Consider the following 16,038-nt stretch of genomic DNA (forward strand, 5'->3'; position numbering starts at 1 on the left):
GAAGCAATGAAGGCATTCAATGGTTAAATCTTTTTAATCTGAAACCCTTCAAGTTTAATGGCCACCGATCGTTGAAGGAGTTCTATGGATATGACGAAGAGTTCTTTGCTATAGTCTGTGCTTACAACGAGACCCTCAATACCCTTGAACGGTCCATCAGTAATCAAGGCCGGTTCACCGATCTTGGGATATTGGATTTGCTGAATCTCCACCTTGGACTGCACGAGGCGCTGGATGGCTTCTATCTTGGCATCAGGAACCGATATCGGCTCAGCTCCCTTTGGTTTTCCGAGTATCCGAACGACCCCGAAGGTTTTGAGAACATTCAGTCTCGTTTCGCTATCCACAGATAAAAGTTCCACAAAGAGGTACCCCGGAAACATGGGGATCATGATCTTCTTGCGTCTGTCTTTTCGTTGGCTCCATACCTCTATCTTGGGCAGAAAAGTATGGAGCGATTTCTGGACAAGGCCAGTGTATGCCCTGTCTTCATGACGGCTTCGTGTATGAACAGCATACCACGGCATAATAGGTTCCTAAATTAAATCATATTTACAGCAATCCCATCTAGGGTTATTTGCTTTACAACAATCATGATATTTTTTCAATGGTGAAATCGTGCGGAGATTAAGGATAACCAACATAGTACTTTCCCTCGGCGAAAGCGAAGGAATATTGAGGGAAAAGGCCGCATCGCTTCTCAATATTCCGTATGAAGCTGTTTCGTCTCTTACGGTGGTAAGAAAATCGATCGATGCCCGGAGAAGAAAACCGCCGCGGTTCATGTATTCGGTGGATGTGTCCGTGCCGGACGGCATCGATCTGACGGGGAAAGAAGGCGTAATAAGTGAGGTTCTGCCGGAGGAAAAGGTGCCGACGTGTTACCCGGTAACAATGAAACCGGACAAAAGACCGGTAATCGTGGGATGTGGGCCCGCCGGCCTCTTTGCAGCGCTCACGCTGGCAGAGAGAGGAATTCCTGTACTTCTCCTCGAAAGAGGCAAGAGCGTTCCTGAGCGCATAATCGATGTTCAGGCCTTCTGGGAGAGGGGAATTCTGAATACGGAGAGTCATGTTCACTTTGGGGAGGGTGGGGCAGGCACATTTTCTGACGGCAAACTGACAAGCCGGGTGAAGAATCCGCATACGGAATGGGTCAAAAGAACCCTTGTTGATGCAGGTGCCCCTTCTGAAATATTGACTGATGCGAAGCCACACATAGGAACGGACAGGTTGCGGGAAGTAGTGGTCAACCTCCGGAAGAGGCTTATAGAACTGGGTTGTGAAGTCCGGTTTGAATCGAAGGTTACGGATTTTTTGATTCACCGGGGGAAAGTCGAGGGGGTTGTTGTCAACGGCAGGGAGGAAATAAGAACAAACAATCTGATTCTGGCTGCCGGTCAGAGTGCGGAAGATATCTACGGCAGGCTTTACGAGCATGGTGTGTATCTCGAACCAAAGCCCTTCGCAATCGGTCTCCGCATCGAGCATCCCCAGGAATTGATCGACAGCATTCAGTACGGCAAATGGCAAGGTCATCCGGATCTGCCGCCTGCAGATTATTTTCTGACGGCGAAACTGAATAAAATTAACCGGTCTGTTTATTCATTTTGCATGTGTCCCGGCGGTTCTGTTATCGGCTGCAGCTCTGAGGAAGGAGGGGTGGTTACCAACGGCATGAGCCGCTACCGGAGAGGGAGTGCGTATGCCAACAGCGCTGTCGTGGTTACCGTTTGCGTTGAAGACTTTGCGGGAGCCGGCCTCCAACCGATAAGCGGTCTTGAATTTCGGAGATACTGGGAAAAGAAGGCCTTTGTCCTGGGGGGAGGAAATTATCAGGCCCCTGCGCAACGGTTAGTTGATTTTTTACAGGACAGAGTTGAAACTCTCCCGAATCAGACCAGTTTTTCCCCCGGAGTGAAATTGGTATCGTTGCGTGAAGCTCTGCCTCAGTTTGCAGTTGAGGCCCTGAAACGGGGGATTATCGAGTTTGACCGGAAGATGCGGGGATTTATTACGGAGGATGCAATCTTGATCGGCGTTGAAACCAGAACATCATCTCCCGTCAGGATAGTGAGAGGCCCGGAAGGTCAGAGTGTTAATGTGGCCGGGCTCTACCCCTGCGGCGAAGGGGCGGGCTATGCCGGAGGGATCATCAGTTCCGCTCTGGATGGGATCAGGGTTGCAGAGAAGATTGCAATATGAATAGGGTTAAGGTTCATCCGGTTCATGCGTACTTTTGAGTTGATAATCTGTTGAATTGAGCCTTGACTGACTTATACCTAGAACTGTTCAGCAGTGGACGAATATTAGAACTGAAAATTAAGGATCGTAAGTGAGTAATGATAGCCTCCAGCGGCGCGCCGCTTTAGCGCCTCCGCTGGAAGGCGTGGTTATGAGGAATTATCTGCTTTTTGATTATGGCAATTTGGTTAATGACATCGTTATGTCTTATTTCGCTCGCTCGAAGCACACAGCGGCGTCCGTGCCAAGTCTGTTACCGGTTGTGTACTCGGAGATATAGACCAGTTTCCAGCCATCATATTTGGCAAAAATACGGTCCATTTCAGCTTTGTTTCTCATGTCCACTTGCTCACACCGCACTTGAGCATTGGTGCCACTTACGCCGGAGTCCCAATTAACGGCAGTGACATTTGCCGGTTGACAACCCGCAATAATCACAGAGGTAAGAATAAATAGAATTCCTAATATCTTTTTCATGTTCATCTCCTTAGGTAATGGGGTCGGACCAAGATAACTGATTGAATTAAGGGTTAATATGCTAATAAAAGGGCTTATTTTCAGCCTTGGAACCACTTTTTTAGGCATGAAAAAGTGGTTCCAAGCGTATCAATGATATTTTTTTCAAGAACCTTTTGTTCCTTATAATGCTCATTTTGATCCCGAAAAGGATACTCTAAGGCTTTAAAAAGCCTATTTTGGGAACACATATATTGAAATATCAATGAATTAACTTGGTCCGACCCACAAAAGAGCACAAAAGACGCGACCCCCAAAAGACGCAACCAAAAGACGCAAAAGACCCAAAAGACAGAAAAGACCGATATTGATAATTAGGAAATTTTGAAAATGGCGGCAATGTATAGACCGAGTTCCTTGTCTATTTTGCCATTGAGTCTATTTTTTCATTATACTGTTTTTTATACCACGAACAATCATGCATCTTTCGATATTCACTTCTCAATAGGCACATTTGCTCTGGAATATAATTAAACCTTTTTGACTTTGCAGAAGAACTTCTTGTCAAACCAAAAGTAAAGATTGCTTTGCCTTTATAATAGTATGAATAACGTTTCTCTTTTCGCCCACCTTCAATACATTCGAGCTCTCCTGGCTCATCCTTATCCTTGAGTTTGTCAAAAACGATTTTAATGCCATCGAGATCAAGCACTGACTTGCTCCACAATTTCGTCTAAGAAGCCTAATTGCCTTTCCGGCAGTTCTCCCAATTCAATTTCTTTTTTCTTTTCTGATAAGAATTCATATTGGCTAACGATAGCATATCGCAGTTCATCCAGTGCGTCTGGAATAGAATCACCGTAACCATATAGATTTATGTCGTATAAGCAGGCAATGAATTCCTCCTCACCCCTTCTTTCAACTATAACGGTTAAGGGAGGCTTTCTTAATTTCCATTTCTTGCTATTGAGACTATTTATAGGCAGAATGAATACATTTAAGGAACCAACCAATTTTTTTAATTCCGATTCGATAGCAGCTATTCTCCGCATTAATTCATAATCCGCAGATAGCCCGCTTTGCTGTACTCCTGGAACTTGAATGGCCCCAGTCGGTTCTTGCCTTGGTCGCTGATGTGAAATTTGCTCTTGATGAAGAAATCCAAACATATTTGACGCAATTGCGCTCATATTATTTCCGCTCCATCTGAACTGCTATACCTAGCGAGTCCATAAATGAATAATAGTAACCTCTTGCTAATTCAAAAGATTTCTTAAAATCATAATTATTTGGCTCAAATGTTAATTGACAACTGAGGAATAAGCCTCCTTTAATAGGCAACGAATTTGCTAAACTCCAATGAAGTATTGCATTGTCATCCGGGATTTCAAAATGATAGGTAACTCCTTTTCCAGCCAACACTCCTTTGAAATCAGATGGAATCCACGGATTCAGATACGCAATAAACTCATTAACATCTCCCTCCACTTCTGCTTGCTGATAAAGCGCAAATCTTTGCCGAACAATCGTCGAATTTAAATAAATCCCAGAGAGCCTCAGATTCAAATCACAGATTTGCTCTTCACTAATAGCAAATCTGATCATCGAAGAAATTTGCTCTAACCCAAGGGAAACATCAAATGAGCTCTGACCAAAAAACTTCATAAAATGGTAAAGATTATCCGAAGGCGATAGCTGATTTATTTTTATGTCATTCAGCTTCAAATCATAAATCTTTATCAAATTTCTTAATACATGAAGATTCCAATCCTTCTCAATGTAATTAAATAGTGGTTCTTTAAAAAATATATTGTATTCAATATCGGTCGATACTAATTTTATCATTAGTTTCATAGTCACTCTACCATTCTATGCGAACATATAATATATTCAGATCATAAAATCAAATAAATCTGTCGGTTACAAGACGTGATGAAATCCAGCCCTGGTCTTAGTAGTTACAAATCCCCGCTCTTTCGAAACGGGGTGTCAGTAATCAGTTCATACTACCCTCATATAAGGTTGAATGGTTCCGGAATTTTAATCTCTGACATTACATATTGTTTTTTAACTATCACTATTTACATAAGAAATCTACTATGAAAAAAGAAATCAAAGGGATAAGGCTTTCAGGAAGTATATCAACCGGATGAACCGATAGTTATTTCTCAATTCTTGCGTCGATAATCAGGTCATTGCCAAGCCTTCGGATTTTTCTGTAAGCGAGTTTGAGCGATTCATCCATGCATTGAATTATCAGATCACCGACTGCCTCCACTCCTTTTCCCACGATCTTCGGAGCAATGACGATCACCACCCTGTCAGGCAGTTTTGCCTTTAACAGAGATGTGATGATGGCTGCCCTTCCTTCAACAAGAACGGAACTTGGGGGACAACAGCCACTCATTAAGAGAAAGCATGATAATCGGTAGCTGTTTCTGATTAACCCGATATTGACTATATTGGCAGGTACCGTACTCGGATGAGCCCTTCATCAACACTTATGATGGCACCCTTTTCAAGTGCTTCGATATGCATTTTCATGATCATATTCAGGCATATATTGACGCGATCCGGATGCATGTTCCGAAGGCGGAATACGATTACACTGGGCGCTTTGCCGCCACTGGCCGCGAGCAGTTCCGCAAAATCAAGATCATGAGTCAGCAGGACGCGGCCTTCATTCAGAGCTTTTTCCAGGATGAACGAATCGAATGCCCTTTGAATACCTTGATCATTAAGATGGACGGCGTCATGCGCCAAAGAATTAAGGAAGGAGACCGTCTTTGGAGAAATTCCATGTCGGCAAGAAATTTCATGCCGTTTTTATCTCTATTGGGTATAGTTCTTCTTCAGCCAGCCATGCAGCGTAATGAAGTGCTTGCCGGATGTCATCGTGTTCGATAGAGGGATAGGTGTCAAGGATTTCCTCTGTGCCCATTCCATTGGCTACCAGGTTCAGGATCAATGACACGGTTACACGCATGCCCCGGACGCAGGCACGCCCTCCCATGATCTGTGAATCAAAGGTAATCCGATCAAAACCGATCATAATGCAGCCCTCCGTTGACTCAGTTTGTCTTTCAATACCACCGATCAGCTTATTTGTGAAGATAAAATAAGGAGAACAATATACCAGACGGTTCGTGAAAATTGTTATACAAGAACAACGGTTAAAAATCGTCCTCCTATACGGTTTTTTATTTGGCAGCTTTTATGATTGGATGTGTTCACTCCGGGATAAACAGGGCACGACAGAGATGTTCATTGCGAATAAGCGTCATTCTGTTGCGCAGTTGCAGAATGACGCTTATTCGGAAGTATGCATCAACCGGATGAACCAATAGTTATTTCTCAATTCTTGCGTCGATAATCAGGTCATTACCAAGCCTTCGGATTTTTCTGTAAGCGAGTCTGAGCGATTCATCCATTTTAAAGCCTGACCCCATTATGCCATTTGGAAGGGCACTTAAGGTAGGCTTCGAAGAGAGGAGCGGAAATGATCATTGGGGAATTCGAGATGCAGAGAGGGCAATGCCGTTTAATTTTTCTTTGTAGGTTTTAATCCTTCGAACAGGGGTTTCAACGCCGGCAAACGCTCCTGTGCAACCTTCCAGACGGTCTTCAGGTCAACCCCCATGTAATCGTGGATGAGAACGTCCCGCATGCCAGCCATTTTAGTCCAGGGAATATCGGGATGTTTTTTTCTGAATGATGTCGGAATGTGTTTGGCTGCTTCACCGAGGACTTCAAGACACCTGATCACCGCATGGACCGTCTTCTTGTCAGTTTCAAACATTTCATAAGGCATTCCGTGGGTAAACTCCGCGACGTCGGTAATAGCAGTTATAATATCATCAATGTAATCGGAGATCTCCCGCCCCTTAGACATATTCGACCTCGGACAGAATACGTTTACCAATGGCTGGCTTTAGAGCGGATTCCATGACCAGATCAACCTTGACATGGAGCTGGCTTTCGAGATATTCGCGCAGGTCCAAAAAGTCGAAGAGGTCGATATCACGGTTGAATGTGACGAGTATATCGATATCACTCTTCTTTTTCTGCTTCTCCCTAACATAGGAGCCAAACAGGCCCAGCCGCTGGACTCCGTAGTGGGATTCCATCTCTGGCTTGATGTTTCTGATGATTTTGATTATTTCTTGCTTTCCCATAATTGCTTACCTGAAATATTATACGCTAATAAAGTGTGGATTACACGAAATTTCACGTCCGTCGTACAATGATCCATGATTCTTTGTTGAAGATAAAGAATCGGCGACATGATTATCAGTATGTGCTGCTAATCAGCTTTGATCAGTATTCCCCTTTTATGTGGCCAATATAGGAGAATCTTTTTTGCATGTCAACGTGATTTAGGATCAGATGCTTTTTTGCCGCTTGAAATCATTAGCTTTCCCTGACTTGGCTTGTTTGTGGACTTCAGGAAGCTATGCATCAACCGGATGAACCAATAGCTATTTCTCAATTTTTGCGTCGATGATCAGGTCACTACCAAGCCTTCGGATTTTTCTGTAAGCAAGTCTGAGGGATTCATCCATGCTTTGAATTTTCAGATCACCGACTGCCTCCACTCCTTTTCCCACGATCTTCGGAGCAATGACAATCACCACCCTGTCAGGCAGTTTTGCCTTTAACAGAGAGGTGATGATGGACGCACACCTCGCATCCAGATATGCCGCAATCCGCCCCTGTTCCGGCAGCGGGGGAAGAGAAACCTGAAAAGAGTTAAAATCCTTGTCATCTACTGCCGGATAGCCAACACCCTTGGCTGTCGCCTCGAAGTCCAGTCTGCGGCTACAGAATCCAACCAAGGTTCATTGGCTTGCTTGAGGTTCATTTTCTCAACCCCTCCAACATTCCACGGCCTTTCATCGTCAGTCGATACCGCTGGGTGGGGCTGCGCGTCGAATCCGGTTGCGTCATCTCGACAAGTTCCATTTTCAGGGCCGGATGAACGTAATTGCTCCGAAAGCTGGGTCGGTGTGCGAGTGACAGCTTCTTCATGACCTCGGAAAGGGTCATGTCACCCGCCGACAGGACGCGCAGGAAGGATTTTACTTGATCGGTTACATGGTCGCTTACTTGGTCGGCGGCGGCAAGCTGCTCCAGGGTGTCGCGCAGGGCTTCGAGCATGAAAACGATGAAGCGGGTAGCTTCGGCCTGCTGGTCGGACTGGCGCAATGCCTGATAATACGCCTCCAGTCGTTCACGAATCACCGATTCCACCGGAACAAAGGCCAGCCACGGTTGCCACCGGCTCAGGATCAATGTCTGCCAGAGTCGTCCCATCCGGCCGTTGCCGTCTGCAAACGGATGAATGAACTCGAACTCGTAATGGAAGATGCAACCGGCGATCAATGGATGTTCCGATGTGGTTTTCAACCAATTCAATAAATCGGCCATCAGCTTCTGAACCTGTTGCGCCGGCGGTGCGACATGCACGACCTGTTGATCCTTGAAAACGCCGATCCCGCTTCGGCGAAACACGCCCGGTTCATCCACCAAACCCGCCATCAGAAGGCGATGCGCGGCCAATAGATCGTCCATTTCAGTGGGCGACCAGTGCGGCAACGCCTCATAAGCGGCGAAGGCATTGCGCACCTCCAGAATCTCCCGCGGCGATCCCAACACGCGCCGTCCCTCGATGACCGCCGTAACCTGATCCAGTGAGAGGGAATTCTGCTCGATCGCCAGGGACCCCTGGATGCTTCGGATGCGGTTCTCGCGTCGCAACCGGGGGGTGATCATGACATCGGCCGTTGGAGAAAATCGCCCCACGATCTCACATATCTCTGCGATCAAATGGACGATTTCCGTGGTCATTGTGTAGGGTGGCGCGTAAAGATGAGGGACACTTCCCATATTAATTGCATGTCCTTTTGCCTTGTTCATTTCGATATGAAATTTACATCAAACATATCGATATGTCTATCATTTCTTTAAGGAAGATGGTCTCATTCTCTATGAGCGGGGAATTTACTGTCAAGATTTTGCACGTTTCATCCGGTATTCAAGAAAAAGTTCAGAAGGCAGTATGTACACATTATTATTCGCAGTCTTGCGTGACTGCGATAGCGGTATTGGAATTGGCGGTGGCGGAAAACCGGATAGGGAGATTGAGTTCCGGGTTCTGCTCAACAAGGATATGCAGATTGAATAAAAGATAAGCGAAACGCAATAATTGTCTTGCCATGAGACGTCTCAATGGGTATAATTATCCCTAATCCGGCTTTCCGGAAAACGTATTTCCTGGAGAAAAGAGATGCAACTGATCAAATTAGGAAAGAAAGGGCAGCTTTCGTTACCCAAGGCGATTCTGCAGAAGGCGGGCATCAGCGGCGAAACGCCGCTTCTGGTGGATGCAACCGATGACGGGGCTATTGTCCTGAGACAGGTGGGCGTCTATCCGATTGAAATCTACAGCGATGAGCGGATCGCTTCCTTCATGGAAGAAGACAGGATGACGCCGGATCAGGCGTCCTTGCTCGATCGCGCCTTGAAAAAATGAAACTGTTTCTCGATGCCAACGTAATTTTCACAGCCGCCTACAGCGCCCAAGGCCTGTCACGGGGATTGTTCCGATTGGCTGCGGCGGGAAAATGTTCTCTCTGCACATCTGCCTTTGCCCATGAGGAGGCCGTCAGGAATATACGGAAAAAAGCGCCGGACAAACTTGAGGATATGACCATGCTGATGCAACAGGTGAACATCCTGCCGGAACCACATCCCCAATGGGTCATCCAGGCGGCGCGGCTACACTTGGCCCAAAAGGATGCCCCCGTTCTTGCCGCGGCCCTCCAGGGGAAGGTCGATATTTTTGTCACCGGCGACCGTCGCGATTTCGGCCACCTGTTCGGGCAGGCTTTGGAAGGGGTAAAAATTTTGACGCCGTCGGATACTTTGGCGACGGTAACGCTTCTGTAAGCAAATCATTCTATCCTTTGTATAATCTTGCTGTGAACCTGTTCAGATTTCTTAAGCCATTCACAATCCCAATCACTGAGGTTTCCTTCCATCAAGGACAATATTTTTCAAACAAGGATATAGATGCCATCATTACCTTCAGCAAATCGAAAAGCCACGCTATTCAAAGGAAAAGGATCAGAAGGAGGGAGATCTTCAAGAAGCTTTTTTACGGGCTCAACGATTTGTTCGGGTTTTTCTGGGGACATAACATGTAATTTCCAAATTAAGTTATGTGTCCGTACGCAGTAACAACTGTTTATCTAGCGGGTTAAAGTCCCGTCCGGGGAATTGTCCGATTCGCCCCGGTAGTTCAAGGGAGCGGCGTCTTGGTAACAAGGGGTCGTAAGTTTCCAATTGGCAAAGCAGCAGGCCGTAACGCAAGTGAACCTACACGTAGCCTCGTTAAACTCTAATGGAGATGCCGACCCAGTGGACACATGGGGAAGGCCGAAGACAGGGACTTGGAAAACGGAAGCGGTCCGTGGGATCTTCCGGGGTAGCAGGGTCGGCATGTTGTGGAAGATAAACAGTCCAGTGCTGGAGACCCGATATGGTGATGTTTGAGGAATATCAACCGGCGCGTATAAGGCAACGAAATCGCGGCGGGCTATATCGGGAGTCGGAGGGGTTCGAAGTACCGTTTGAGGGCAAGGGACAACATAACCCTGCCCGAGGGAAGGGGCCCTACTTTGTTCATGCAACCGAAGAGTGGAGGGATAAGGGATTGCAGAGATGCTAACAACCCCCGAAAACATCAGGACACTACAGAGGAAGCTTTACATCAAGGCCAAACAGGAGAAAGCCTATCGTTTCTACGCCTTGTACGACAAGGTATACCGGGCGGACATCCTCAGTCACGCCTACAACCTTGTCAGGGCCAATAAAGGGAGCGCCGGGATAGACGGTGTTACCTTCGAGGCCATCGAGACGGGAGAAGGGGTAGCCGCCTTTGTGGCGGAGTTGGGAGAGGCACTGAAGAATAAGACCTACCGACCCGACCCCGTGAAGCGGGTCATGATACCAAAAAGCAACGGTGATAAGCGTCCGTTAGGTATCTCGACCATCCGGGACAGGGTAGCTCAGATGGCCGTAAAACTGGTCATTGAACCGATCTTTGAAGCGGACTTTTGTGAGACCTCATACGGATTTAGACCCAAAAAGTCAGCCCACCAGGCAGTTGATGATGTAGCCTATGCCATGAACAGAGGGCATACGGAAATCATCGATGCAGATTTGAGCAAGTACTTTGATACCATTCCCCATACCAACCTTCTGGCCGTGGTCGCCGAGCGGATCAGTGATGGCGAGATATTGCGCATCATCAAGATGTGGCTCAAAGCCCCGGTTAAGGAAGAGGATAAGGATGGAAAGCAAAGGAACATCAGCGGCGGCAAAGGCAATCGCAAAGGCACACCGCAGGGGGGAGTAATCTCACCGTTGTTGTCCAACCTCTACCTGCACCTTCTGGACAGGATATGGGAACGGCATCAACTGGAGAAGAAACTCGGCGCACGCATAGTGCGCTATGCGGATGATATTGTTGTCCTGTGTCGGCGTGGAACCAATCGTCCAATGGTGATATTGCGTAAAATACTGGAGAGACTGGGACTCACCCTGAACGAGGCAAAGACGCGGATAGTCAATGCCTTCGAGGGGAAGTACGACTTCCTTGGATTTACGATCTGTATGGGGAAAGGCAGAAAGACGGGGAATCATTACCCTCATGTCCAACCTTCAAAGAAATCCCTGCAAACCATCAAAGACCGGGTCACCAATCTGACGACAAGAAGTCGGACGATAATGCCGCTTGAATGGGTAGTGAACGAGGTCAACGCCGCCGTGCGCGGCTGGGTAGGCTACTTTCACTATCGCAATTGCAGCAAAGCAATGGGCCAAGTACGGCACCATGTGGAGGAGCGGTTGATAACGCATCTGCGCAAGCGGCACAAGGTCAGAGACAGGAAGACGGGATACGCCAGGTTTAAATACCGGGCGTTGTACGAGAGGTACGGGCTTTACAAAGTGCCGACAACAGCGGTCTGGCAGAGGGCGCATGCCTTGTAGTGAAGAACATCGGAAAGCCGTGTGCGGGCAAATCGCATGCACGGTTTGATGAGGGAGGATTGGCAAGGCAACTATGGTGCGGCTATTTAGGCACCGTCAGACGAAAGGGGCGGAAACAGATAAGCCAGCCTAAAGCGGTCATTGCCAGTTCTCTACTCTACACTGAATTCCCTGAGAGATTAAAAATCTATACAACTTTAGAAGGATGTATGAATCATTTTCGTTGCACTAATTCGACTTCATTTATGTCCACCCTGTTCCTGCACGGTGTAGAGATGCGTCGGAGATAATTCCTGTTTTCCATGAACAATACCCAATATGCAAATGCAGTCCGGCTTGATTTCGTAAATGATCCTGTAAGAATAGGCGAATATTTCTCGAATCTTCTCGTTATCGGTTTCAGGAACAATCCGGCCGATCATAGGAAATTTATTCAATGTATCCGTTTTTTCGACGATATCCCGCGTGACTTTTTTTGCGTAATATTTCGAATTTGATGCAATGAAGTCGTGAATAGACTTTAAGTCAGCTTTTGCCGGATTGGTCCAGATCACCATGACTCGATTTCCCGTTTTAAGTCTTCAATTGATATTGTTTCACCTCTTTCAGCCGCCTCTTTGCCTTTCCGAATTTTATCGACAACATAGAGCCGGTACATAATCGTGTCGATGTCTGCCGTCTCTGGAATTTTTGCGATCACATTCAATGCTTCCTGTTTTAACGTATCCATAACTTTGCCCTCCTTATAGAAATTGAATTAATTCAATTAATTCGGGACACTTCCCTTTTTTCTACGGTTGTCATTTTTCTATCACATTTATCATAAATACTTGTAAAATAACATCAACGATTATGATTCGAAGTCCAGTATTTTGTTCAAAGCGGCTGATTTGTGGCTTTCAGAAAGTATGCATCACAACCGGATGAACCTTTGTTATTTCTCAATTCTTGCGTCGATAATCAGGTCATCGCCAAGCCTTCGGATTTTTCTGTAAGCGAGCCTGAGGGCTTCATCCATGCTTTGAATTTTCAGATCACCGACCGCCTCCACTCCTTTTCCCACGATCTTCGGAGCAATGACGATCACCACCCTGTCAGGCAGTTTTGCCTTTAACAGAGATGTGATGATGGCTGCCCCCCCTTCAACAAGGACGGAAGAGATATTTCTTTTTCCCAGTTCAACGAGAAGTTTTGTCAGATCAACACGACGATCATTATCGTGTTCAACGAGCATTGTTTCTATACCCATTTCCGCAAGCCGGGCCCGTTTTTCACTGCCGGCATGAATGGTGGTTGCAATCATTGTCTTTGCAATGTCTTGATTTTTCAGAGCTCGTGCATCCGGAGATATACGCAAACAGGAATCAACAACGATTCTGACGGGGTTCCTTCCCCTGATGAGGCGTACGGTAAGTTCCGGGTCATCCTTCAATAAAGTACCCACGCCGACAAGGACAGCATCGTGATGGCTTCTTAACATATGGGCAAATCTGAGAGATTTTTCCGAACTGATCCACCGGGAATGCCCTACTGCAGTGGCAATTCTCCCGTCAATGGTCTGAGCGAACTTGAGGGTTACGAAGGGAGTCCCTGTCCGGATAAACTTAAAAAACCGTTCATTGAGCCGTCTGCATGATTCTTCCAGGACACCCACGGTTGTCTCTATGCCGTGACGTTTCAGGGATTCGATGCCCCTGCCGGAGATTATCGGATTGGGATCAGGAGTTCCGATTACCACTCTGGCAGGTTTGCAGGCAATAATGCTTTCACAGCAGGGGGGGGTCTTTCCGTAATGGGTACAGGGTTCAAGGTTTACATAGATGGTTGAACCATCGATCGTTTCGGATGCATTATTGATTGCATTGACTTCGGCGTGGTTGCCTCCGAATATTTGATGATACCCCTCTCCAATAATCCGGTGTTCCTTTACAATAACTGCTCCCACCATGGGATTTGGACTCACCCATGCCCCTCCCTTTTGTGCGAGCCTGAGGGCCCGTTTCATGTAGAATTCGTCCATTGAGAAGCTGGCTCCCATTCATAAATATTTTGCACGTTATACCACGCCTGTCATAGATGTAAAGGGTGAATAGCAAAAGAATGTTTCTGTTGTTGAGGGGTTTTTAATGTGATATAGGGAAACGCGATTGTTACGAGAGGGGGCATTTGACTCCCTCCGGTATGCGGGAAATATGGCGGCAAAGACAGGAGTACATAAAATATGATCGAAGGGGTTATGATTAAAAAGCTGAGGGTCATACCGGATGAGCGGGGCAGGTTGATGGAGATTCTGCGCATGGACGATGAGATGTTTAAAGGATTCGGCCAGGTGTATATGACAACCGCCAATCCCGGAGTGGTAAAGGGCTGGCATTATCATAAAAAGCAGTATGACAACATGGCCGTTGTGAAAGGGATGATGAAGATTGTTCTTTATGACGGCAGGCCGAATTCTGCAACATACGGTGAGGTAAACGAAGTATTTGCCGGTGAGCACAACCCTGTCCTGGTGCACATTCCTCCCTATGTGTATCACGGGTTCAAGTGTATATCTACAGAGGAGGCCGTGGTCGTCAATACCCCTACGGATGTTTACAATTATAAAGATCCGGACGAATTCAGAGTCCATCCCCACGATAATGACATCCCTTACGAATGGGACCGGAAGGATGGCTAATGGCAGTGCGAATTACGAGACACGTGAGTAGATAGGGTTTCATGGACGTATTTCTGGATATCTTTTTCACTGTTGCAGGTGCTGCCGTTGGGAGTTTTCTCAATGTGTTAATCTGTCGAATTCCCGAGGGTCAATCTATCGTCTTTCCTGCCTCGCATTGCCCGAAATGCATGCATGCCATCAGATTTTACGATAATATACCTATCATCAGCTACCTTGTTTTACGGGGGAAGTGCCGGGACTGTCACGAAAAGATTTCTCTCCGGTATCCCATTGTAGAAGCGATTACAGCCCTCCTGTCACTGCTGTTATTCTGGAAATTTGGTCTTGGCCTGAAATACCTCTTTTCTTTCATATTCACCTGTGCATTGATTGTCATCACCTTCATTGACTTCGATCACCAGATAATTCCCGATGTCATTTCATTACCGGGGATACCTCTCTTCTTTCTGCTTGCTGTTTTCTTTATGGATGTTCCTGTCCTGGAGGCGCTTCTGGGGATTTTCATCGGTGGCGGGTGCCTGTTTGCGATTGCATTCTCTTATGAACTCATCACGAAAAGAGAGGGTATGGGCGGAGGGGATATCAAACTGTTGGCCATGCTTGGGGCCTTTTTGGGATGGAAATCACTGTTTTTTATCCTGTTCGTCAGCTCTTTGCTCGGCGCTTTTGTCGGCATTTCAATGATGATCGCAAAGGGGAAGGACATGAAATATGCAGTGCCTTTCGGCCCTTTTTTATCCATTGCCGCTGTGGTCTATCTCTTCGTGGGTGTTGATGCTATGAACTATCTGTATTTCCACTATTGACGGCTTCCATCAAAATCTCTTGACTTCAAATTCGTATAAATATACTGATACTGTAATCGTCGATTCAGACAGTGCATCAGAAAAGAGGTTAATTATCATGGGAACAGAGAAAAAGTACTGTTCAATTTGTGCGTGGAGAGAAAACTGTACAAAAAGGTTTACCGTATCAATAGATTCTTCAGGGTATGTCCATTGTCCTGATTATACGAGGGATTTCACCATCAAGGAGAAAGACATTGACGAAGCGGAGAAAAAGTCCCGAAGCGAATCGTAACTATGCAAGAAAAGGAATGGCCGGACATGCCCGATAATTCGTAACCTGTGATACTCTCGGTTTTTGAATCATGGTATGCAAATAAGAGGTTGGCCATATGGCCAACTTTTTTTAATATGGAGAACCATCATGCCCCGTGGGGCATCACGAAAGCATGAAAGTCACCCTCACCTTAATCCTTGTATGTTAGAGTTATCCACAACAAAGAGAGCGTACATGCCAATAGATTTTCTTATTCTCGTGGCATGTACGGGCTCTTTGCTGTGGGTAACTCGGCAAGTAAAAAACATAATGTAAGATCATCGGTTCCTTGTTATATAGGTAAATGCTGCATTACCGGTTATAGCGTTGTTTCGGTGGCAGGCCGACCAATCCTTGGGAATAAAGAGCCCGTGGGAGAGCGAGGGTCGCCACCGCCATCTCTGAATTAACCCGAACAGTTGCCAGGGACTTTGAAAAAGATCCCGTATCCTGCAAGGAAGGGAGTAAGGAGCAAAACGCATGAAAGAAAATGGAAAAGAAAT

Annotated in this window: 23 protein-coding genes and 1 pseudogene; 8 read left to right on the top strand and 16 right to left on the bottom strand. The window is 46.4% G+C overall.

The annotated features are described in order from the left end of the window. Nucleotides 1-23 precede the first annotated feature (23 nt). On the bottom strand, nucleotides 24-527 hold the full coding sequence (locus NTW12_13780; protein ID MCX5847406.1) for a UpxY family transcription antiterminator: 504 nt from the start codon (nucleotides 525-527) through the stop codon (nucleotides 24-26). 91 nt (nucleotides 528-618) lie between these two features. On the opposite strand from NTW12_13780, the gene NTW12_13785 reads away from it, so the two are divergent. Beyond that, nucleotides 619-2,205: an FAD-binding protein gene (locus NTW12_13785; protein ID MCX5847407.1), complete on the top strand. Its 1,587-nt coding sequence runs from the start codon at nucleotides 619-621 to the stop codon at nucleotides 2,203-2,205. 246 nt (nucleotides 2,206-2,451) lie between these two features. Here the strand turns inward: NTW12_13785 and NTW12_13790 are convergent, their stop codons facing one another. The 11 genes and pseudogenes from NTW12_13790 to NTW12_13840 all read right to left on the bottom strand — a co-directional run bounded on the left by NTW12_13790 (nucleotide 2,452) and on the right by NTW12_13840 (nucleotide 8,616). Then, entirely contained in the window at nucleotides 2,452-2,721 is a 270-nt protein-coding gene (locus NTW12_13790) for a hypothetical protein (GenBank protein ID MCX5847408.1), read from the bottom strand. 400 nt (nucleotides 2,722-3,121) lie between these two features. Continuing rightward, on the bottom strand, nucleotides 3,122-3,412 hold the full coding sequence (locus tag NTW12_13795; GenBank protein ID MCX5847409.1) for a hypothetical protein: 291 nt from the start codon (nucleotides 3,410-3,412) through the stop codon (nucleotides 3,122-3,124). Beyond that, complete coding sequence (locus NTW12_13800) at nucleotides 3,405-3,890, bottom strand: hypothetical protein (GenBank protein ID MCX5847410.1); 486 nt, start codon at nucleotides 3,888-3,890, stop codon at nucleotides 3,405-3,407. The genes NTW12_13795 and NTW12_13800 overlap by 8 nt, the downstream gene beginning before the upstream one ends. Nucleotide 3,891: 1 nt before the next feature. Continuing rightward, nucleotides 3,892-4,554, bottom strand: a complete 663-nt coding sequence (locus NTW12_13805; protein ID MCX5847411.1) for a hypothetical protein — start codon at nucleotides 4,552-4,554, stop codon at nucleotides 3,892-3,894. A 307-nt stretch (nucleotides 4,555-4,861) separates the two neighbouring features. Next, nucleotides 4,862-5,107, bottom strand: coding sequence for a dihydrofolate reductase family protein (locus tag NTW12_13810; protein ID MCX5847412.1), 246 nt, complete (start codon nucleotides 5,105-5,107; stop codon nucleotides 4,862-4,864). Between the two features lie 50 nt (nucleotides 5,108-5,157). After that, nucleotides 5,158-5,519: pseudogene (locus tag NTW12_13815) on the bottom strand (DUF5615 family PIN-like protein). Then, entirely contained in the window at nucleotides 5,516-5,752 is a 237-nt protein-coding gene (locus tag NTW12_13820; GenBank protein MCX5847413.1) for a DUF433 domain-containing protein, read from the bottom strand. The pseudogene NTW12_13815 and the gene NTW12_13820 overlap by 4 nt, the downstream one beginning before the upstream one ends. A gap of 489 nt (nucleotides 5,753-6,241) precedes the next feature. After that, the gene (locus NTW12_13825) at nucleotides 6,242-6,592 is read right to left on the bottom strand and encodes a DUF86 domain-containing protein (protein ID MCX5847414.1); all 351 of its coding nucleotides are present in this window, start codon (nucleotides 6,590-6,592) and stop codon (nucleotides 6,242-6,244) included. Then, nucleotides 6,585-6,875: a nucleotidyltransferase family protein gene (locus tag NTW12_13830; GenBank protein ID MCX5847415.1), complete on the bottom strand. Its 291-nt coding sequence runs from the start codon at nucleotides 6,873-6,875 to the stop codon at nucleotides 6,585-6,587. Before NTW12_13830 ends, NTW12_13825 begins: the two co-directional genes overlap by 8 nt. Nucleotides 6,876-7,178: 303 nt before the next feature. Further along, nucleotides 7,179-7,535: a dihydrofolate reductase family protein gene (locus NTW12_13835; protein MCX5847416.1), complete on the bottom strand. Its 357-nt coding sequence runs from the start codon at nucleotides 7,533-7,535 to the stop codon at nucleotides 7,179-7,181. A gap of 22 nt (nucleotides 7,536-7,557) precedes the next feature. Beyond that, nucleotides 7,558-8,616, bottom strand: a complete 1,059-nt coding sequence (locus tag NTW12_13840) for a Fic family protein (GenBank protein ID MCX5847417.1) — start codon at nucleotides 8,614-8,616, stop codon at nucleotides 7,558-7,560. A gap of 142 nt (nucleotides 8,617-8,758) precedes the next feature. Between NTW12_13840 and NTW12_13845 the strand changes: the two genes are divergently transcribed. From NTW12_13845 to ltrA, 4 genes are all read left to right on the top strand, one after another. After that, nucleotides 8,759-8,884 (top strand): hypothetical protein, encoded by a 126-nt coding sequence (locus tag NTW12_13845; protein ID MCX5847418.1) that lies wholly within the window; start codon nucleotides 8,759-8,761, stop codon nucleotides 8,882-8,884. 102 nt (nucleotides 8,885-8,986) lie between these two features. After that, entirely contained in the window at nucleotides 8,987-9,232 is a 246-nt protein-coding gene (locus NTW12_13850) for an AbrB/MazE/SpoVT family DNA-binding domain-containing protein (GenBank protein MCX5847419.1), read from the top strand. Beyond that, nucleotides 9,229-9,648 carry a PIN domain-containing protein gene (locus NTW12_13855; GenBank protein ID MCX5847420.1) on the top strand — a complete coding sequence of 140 codons (420 nt, stop codon included), beginning with the start codon at nucleotides 9,229-9,231 and terminating at the stop codon, nucleotides 9,646-9,648. Before NTW12_13850 ends, NTW12_13855 begins: the two co-directional genes overlap by 4 nt. Before the next feature lie 774 nt (nucleotides 9,649-10,422). Continuing rightward, nucleotides 10,423-11,754, top strand: coding sequence for a group II intron reverse transcriptase/maturase (ltrA, locus tag NTW12_13860; protein ID MCX5847421.1), 1,332 nt, complete (start codon nucleotides 10,423-10,425; stop codon nucleotides 11,752-11,754). 239 nt (nucleotides 11,755-11,993) lie between these two features. Here ltrA and NTW12_13865 read toward each other — a convergent pair whose 3' ends face one another. The 3 genes from NTW12_13865 to ribD all read right to left on the bottom strand — a co-directional run bounded on the left by NTW12_13865 (nucleotide 11,994) and on the right by ribD (nucleotide 13,774). Next, nucleotides 11,994-12,311, bottom strand: a complete 318-nt coding sequence (locus tag NTW12_13865) for a type II toxin-antitoxin system RelE/ParE family toxin (GenBank protein ID MCX5847422.1) — start codon at nucleotides 12,309-12,311, stop codon at nucleotides 11,994-11,996. After that, the gene (locus NTW12_13870; GenBank protein MCX5847423.1) at nucleotides 12,305-12,484 is read right to left on the bottom strand and encodes a hypothetical protein; all 180 of its coding nucleotides are present in this window, start codon (nucleotides 12,482-12,484) and stop codon (nucleotides 12,305-12,307) included. The genes NTW12_13865 and NTW12_13870 overlap by 7 nt, the downstream gene beginning before the upstream one ends. Nucleotides 12,485-12,688: 204 nt before the next feature. Continuing rightward, complete coding sequence (ribD, locus tag NTW12_13875) at nucleotides 12,689-13,774, bottom strand: bifunctional diaminohydroxyphosphoribosylaminopyrimidine deaminase/5-amino-6-(5-phosphoribosylamino)uracil reductase RibD (GenBank protein MCX5847424.1); 1,086 nt, start codon at nucleotides 13,772-13,774, stop codon at nucleotides 12,689-12,691. Nucleotides 13,775-13,975: 201 nt separating this feature from the next. Between ribD and NTW12_13880 the strand changes: the two genes are divergently transcribed. The 3 genes from NTW12_13880 (at nucleotide 13,976) to NTW12_13890 (ending at nucleotide 15,514) form a co-directional block, all read left to right on the top strand. Beyond that, nucleotides 13,976-14,431 carry a dTDP-4-dehydrorhamnose 3,5-epimerase family protein gene (locus NTW12_13880; protein ID MCX5847425.1) on the top strand — a complete coding sequence of 152 codons (456 nt, stop codon included), beginning with the start codon at nucleotides 13,976-13,978 and terminating at the stop codon, nucleotides 14,429-14,431. 41 nt (nucleotides 14,432-14,472) lie between these two features. Then, nucleotides 14,473-15,240 (top strand): prepilin peptidase, encoded by a 768-nt coding sequence (locus NTW12_13885; GenBank protein MCX5847426.1) that lies wholly within the window; start codon nucleotides 14,473-14,475, stop codon nucleotides 15,238-15,240. A 97-nt stretch (nucleotides 15,241-15,337) separates the two neighbouring features. After that, entirely contained in the window at nucleotides 15,338-15,514 is a 177-nt protein-coding gene (locus NTW12_13890; GenBank protein ID MCX5847427.1) for a hypothetical protein, read from the top strand. A 333-nt stretch (nucleotides 15,515-15,847) separates the two neighbouring features. Here NTW12_13890 and NTW12_13895 read toward each other — a convergent pair. Continuing rightward, nucleotides 15,848-16,038: hypothetical protein (locus NTW12_13895; GenBank protein ID MCX5847428.1), on the bottom strand; the 191-nt coding region annotated here is incomplete at its 5' end.

The organism is Deltaproteobacteria bacterium (assembly GCA_026388545.1).
Taxonomy (GTDB): domain Bacteria; phylum Desulfobacterota; class Syntrophia; order Syntrophales; family UBA2185; genus JAPLJS01.